This window comes from Allosphingosinicella sp., from assembly GCF_036387215.1.
In the GTDB taxonomy this organism is placed as follows: domain Bacteria; phylum Pseudomonadota; class Alphaproteobacteria; order Sphingomonadales; family Sphingomonadaceae; genus Allosphingosinicella.
Window position 1 is genome coordinate 1 of the sequence record NZ_DASVUE010000141.1, and the last position, 4,251, is coordinate 4,251.

The 4,251-nt window shown below is 65.5% G+C and carries 4 protein-coding genes; 1 reads left to right on the plus strand and 3 read right to left on the minus strand.

Features of this window, described 5'->3' with window-relative positions; all coding sequences use genetic code 11:
* Window positions 1-23 precede the first annotated feature (23 nt).
* Window positions 24-779, plus strand: coding sequence for a Crp/Fnr family transcriptional regulator (locus tag VF662_RS05535; protein ID WP_464138799.1), 756 nt, complete (start codon window positions 24-26; stop codon window positions 777-779).
* Here the strand turns inward: VF662_RS05535 and VF662_RS05540 are convergent.
* From VF662_RS05540 to VF662_RS05550, 3 genes are all read right to left on the minus strand, one after another.
* Complete coding sequence (locus VF662_RS05540; protein WP_464138800.1) at window positions 776-2,479, minus strand: ATP-binding protein; 1,704 nt, start codon at window positions 2,477-2,479, stop codon at window positions 776-778. The two genes, VF662_RS05535 and VF662_RS05540, sit on opposite strands and share 4 nt — an antisense overlap.
* Window positions 2,480-2,565: 86 nt before the next feature.
* Entirely contained in the window at window positions 2,566-3,321 is a 756-nt protein-coding gene (locus VF662_RS05545) for a TIGR02186 family protein (RefSeq protein ID WP_464138801.1), read from the minus strand.
* A 2-nt stretch (window positions 3,322-3,323) separates the two neighbouring features.
* Window positions 3,324-4,238, minus strand: coding sequence for a sulfite exporter TauE/SafE family protein (locus VF662_RS05550; protein WP_464138802.1), 915 nt, complete (start codon window positions 4,236-4,238; stop codon window positions 3,324-3,326).
* Window positions 4,239-4,251 lie beyond the last annotated feature (13 nt).

The following is a 4,251-nucleotide window of genomic DNA, read 5'->3' on the forward strand; positions in this document are numbered from 1 at the left end:
CGACGGCACCTTGGAGCAGCGGGATGCCCGATAGCCCCCGGTCGCGCGCGGGCGCGGAGGTGCTGGAAGCGCTCCTCCTGAAGCTCCGTGCCCGGGATTTGCTTGGGGAGGAGGAAGAGCAGGTCCTCCGCGACAGTGTCGTTGAAATCCAGGAGGCAGCCGCAGGGCGGATGATCGTCCGCGCAGGCGTGACCCTCAGCGACTCCATCCTGCTCGTCGAGGGGATCGTCGCCCGCTACAAGGATCTTGCCGACGGGCAGCGCCAGATCATGGAGCTGCACGTCCCGGGCGACTTCCTGGACCTGCACGGCTTCCTCCTGAAGCGGCTGGAGCACCATGTCGGGGCGATGACGCCGGTGCGGCTCGCAATCATCCCGCACGAGCGGCTCCGCCAGATCACCGAGGATCATCCGCATCTGGCGCGGATGCTTTGGTTCTCGACCCTGATCGATGCCTCGATCCACCGCGAGCATATCCTCTCGGTCGGACGGCGAACGGCCCTGGCCCGGATCGCGCACCTGCTGTGCGAGCTTTACCTGAGGCTCGAGGTGGTGGGCCTTGCCCAGGGAGGGCGTTTCCCCCTGCCGCTCACTCAGGCGGATCTGGCCGACGTGACGGGGCTCACCTCGGTGCACGTCAACCGGATGCTGAAGAGCCTTCGCGACGGGGACCTGGTCACCTTCCGCGGGGGCGAGGTGGTCATCCAGGATTGGGAGCAGCTCCAGCGGATCGGCGAGTTCAGTCCCGACTATCTCTATCTGGAGCGGCGTCCCCGTTAGCGGCCCTGGGCCCGCCAGCGTTTCACGACCCGCGTCACCATCGCTTCCTCGTCGCCGCTCTGCTTCCAGAGGTCGGTGAAGGAGGGATCGGACGAAGCCGGGCAGCGGTCCCGCTCGAGATCGTCGAACGAAACCCGGATCGGGATCGACACGCCCTCGCCGCAGACGATGCACTCGCGGTTGCGGAGCGCCGGAATGACATCGAGGAAGCCGCGCGCGCCTTCCGGCATCGCCGACTTCACGAACGCCTGGTCCCGGTCGTTGTTGAGGCGCATCGAGATGATCGTGCCGCACTGGGAGAGCACGCCCTCGGCAAGGTCGGACGGTCGCTGCGTGATGAGGCCCAGCGACACGCCGTATTTGCGGCCTTCCTTGGCGATCCGCTCGAGGATCTTGCGGACGGCCTGGCCGCTCGACGTCTTGTCGGACGGAACGTAGCGGTGCGCTTCCTCGCAGATGAGGAGGACCGGGCGCTGCAGCTCGTTGCGCGACCAGATTGCATAGTCGAAGACGAGGCGGGAGAGCACCGCGACCACCACCGAGGTGATGTCGGAGGGAACGCCCGAGACGTCGACGATCGAGATCGGCTTGCCCTTGGCAGGGAGGCGGAAGATCTTGGAGATGAAGGTCGCCATGCTGTCGGCGACGAGCATTCCCGAGAACATGAAGCTGTAGCGCGGGTCTGCCTTCAGCTCGTCGATCTTGGTCTTGAGCCGCATGTAGGGCGCGGTGTCGGTCGCCTTGTTGAGAAGCCCCATCTCGTTCTGGATCGAGTTGGTAAGGTCGGTGAGCGTGTAGGGGATCGGCGAATCCACCGTCAGCTTCGTCAGCCCTTCGGCCGCACGGTTCTTCGACCGGGCGTGGAGGAGGCACTTGGCGAGGATGTCGGCGTCGCGCTGCTTCTCGGCGCCCGACGAGGTGATCATCACCTCGCAATGCTCCTCGAAGTTCATCAGCCAGTACGGCATCGCGAGATTGTCGACGTTGAACAGCTCGCCATAGCCCTTGAACGCCGCCGAATATTCGCCGTGCGGATCGATCATCACGATGTGCCCCTCGGGGGCCATGTCGCAGATGCGGTGCATGATGAGCGCTGCGGACGTCGATTTACCTGTGCCGGTGGAGCCCAGAAGCGCGAAATGCTTGCCGAGCATGGCATCGATGTAGAGGGCTCCGCGCACATCCTTGGTCGGATAGACGGTCCCGATCTCGATGTGCGGACGCTCGTCGGCCGCGAACATCTGCTTCAGATCGTCGCCGGTGACCGGGAACACCCGGTTGCCCGGGATCGGATAGCCGGTGATGCCGCGCTTGAAATCGACGAGCTTGCCCGACTGATTGTCCTCATCGCCTTCGCCGAGGAAGTCGATCTCCGCCGTGACCGTATCCTGGCCGTCGTCCAGCACCTTCAGGTTGCGGACGTTCGCGAGCAGCCACTTTCGGCCGGATTCGAGCTTCACCTGGCTTCCGACCTGCCCCGACATCGCCACGGACGGATCGGCGTCGCCGGCAAGATCGCGGAGCCGCTGGCCCTGGATCTTGATCCGGGCCCCGCCTCCGGAGACCTCCACCACCTGGCCGATCGCTTCGTATCGCTGGTTCCTGAGTGGGCTCACCGTCGGGCTGCTCGTCACGGGCGTATCGCTCGTGTCGCTATGCTCGTCGCGCTGGAAGCCGTGCAGGTTCATCATATCGGTCATGGCGGCAGGAAATCCCCCGATTGCGCTCTAATCCGCCTCCCGAGCTAGACGATAAGGGTAAACAAGCTGTTTGCGCGCCTGCGATTTCAGCCGCGGCGGAAGGCGGCGCTGGCACCCCAGCCGAGCAGCAGCGACACTGCGACTGCCACCAATCCGTAGGCGAGCGACCATTGCTGGGCCGCCGTCGCCACGAAGCGTTCGAAGCCCAGCTTCTCGATCCTGATCTCCCGCACCGCGGCTGCGACCACCTCGCCGTTCCTGATCAGGAAGGTCTCGGCGGTGTAATTGCCGACCGGCACTCGGGCGGGGATATCGATCCGGGCGCGATAGAGGACGCCGCCGGTGATCTCCACGCCGCGTGGGGTCTCGAAATAGAGCTGGTGGCGCTGCTGGAGGTCGATCAGGCCCGCTTCGAACCGCTGCCGCTCTTCCGGACTTGCCCCGGCGCCGGGCGAAAGCTGAAGGTTCTGCACTCCGAGCTCGTAGATTGCGGCTGTGCGCTCATCGACCAGCTCGGGCAGCGGGCGGGACGAGGCCACGGCATAGAAGGACGGTGCGGAGCGGAAGCGCTCGCTCTCGACGTTCATCCAGATGCCCGCCACCTTCTGCTTCTCGCGCACCAGGATCGGCTGCATCGGCCCCTTGACCACGACGGCGATGTCGACCCGATCGGTCGGCACCCGGCCGCCGGGATAGAGCACGGCCCCGAACAGCAGCAGCTGAGCGCCGGTGAAGGAGTAGCGGATTTGGATCTCGCGCTGCGATACGTCCGGCACCAGCTTCGGCTCGGAGGCGGCGAGCGCGAACGGCAGGAAGAGCAGCAGCCAGAGGGCGCGGAGCAGCCTCACAGCGGCTCGATCGTGTAGATGTCAGGCGGGCGCCATCCGAGCCCGAGGGCCATCCGGAAGGCGACCGAAAGGACGATGATCGCAAGGAACATGCGCAGCAACTCGGGCTTTGCTTTCTGTGCGAAGCGCGCTCCGAACTGTGCCCCGATCACGCTTCCGACCAGCAGCAGCACGGCCAGCACGATATCGACCGACTTGGTGGTGGTCGCATGGATGAGGGTGGTCGCGGCCGTGACGAACAGGATCTGCATCAAGGACGTGCCGATCACGACGGCGGTCGACATTCCGAGCAGGTAGATCATGGCCGGAACCACGAGGAAGCCTCCGCCCACTCCGAGCAGAACCGTCAAGATGCCGGAAAAGAAGCCGAGCAGCAGCGGCGCGAGCGGCGAGATGTAGAGACCGGATTGGTAGAAGCGCCAGCGCATCGGCAGCATCGCGATGATGGGATTGTGGCGGCGGCTGCTCTTGGCGGCGTTCTTCCGCGGCTTGATGATGTCGAGCGAAGTCGCCGCTTCCTTCGCCATCAAGGCGCCGATGCTTCCCAGCAGCACCACGTAGAGGAGGGCGATCACGGTATCGATCTGGCCGGTGTCCTGGAGCAGCCGGAATAGCCCGCCGCCTGCGACGGCGCCGAGAAAGCCGCCCGCCACCAGCACCGCTCCCATTCGGTAGTCGACGCCGCGGCGCCGCCTGTGCGCGAGCATTCCGGAGACGCTGGTGCCGGTGATCTGTGTGGTTGAGGAGGCGACGGCCACAGCCGGCGGGATGCCGTAGAAGATGAGGATCGGCGTCGTGAGGAAGCCTCCGCCGACCCCGACCATCCCGCTCAGGAGGCCCACCACTCCGCCGAGCGCGATGATCACGAGCGCATTCACCGAAAGACCGGCGATTGGGAGGTAGATGTCCACGGAGGCGGAAGCT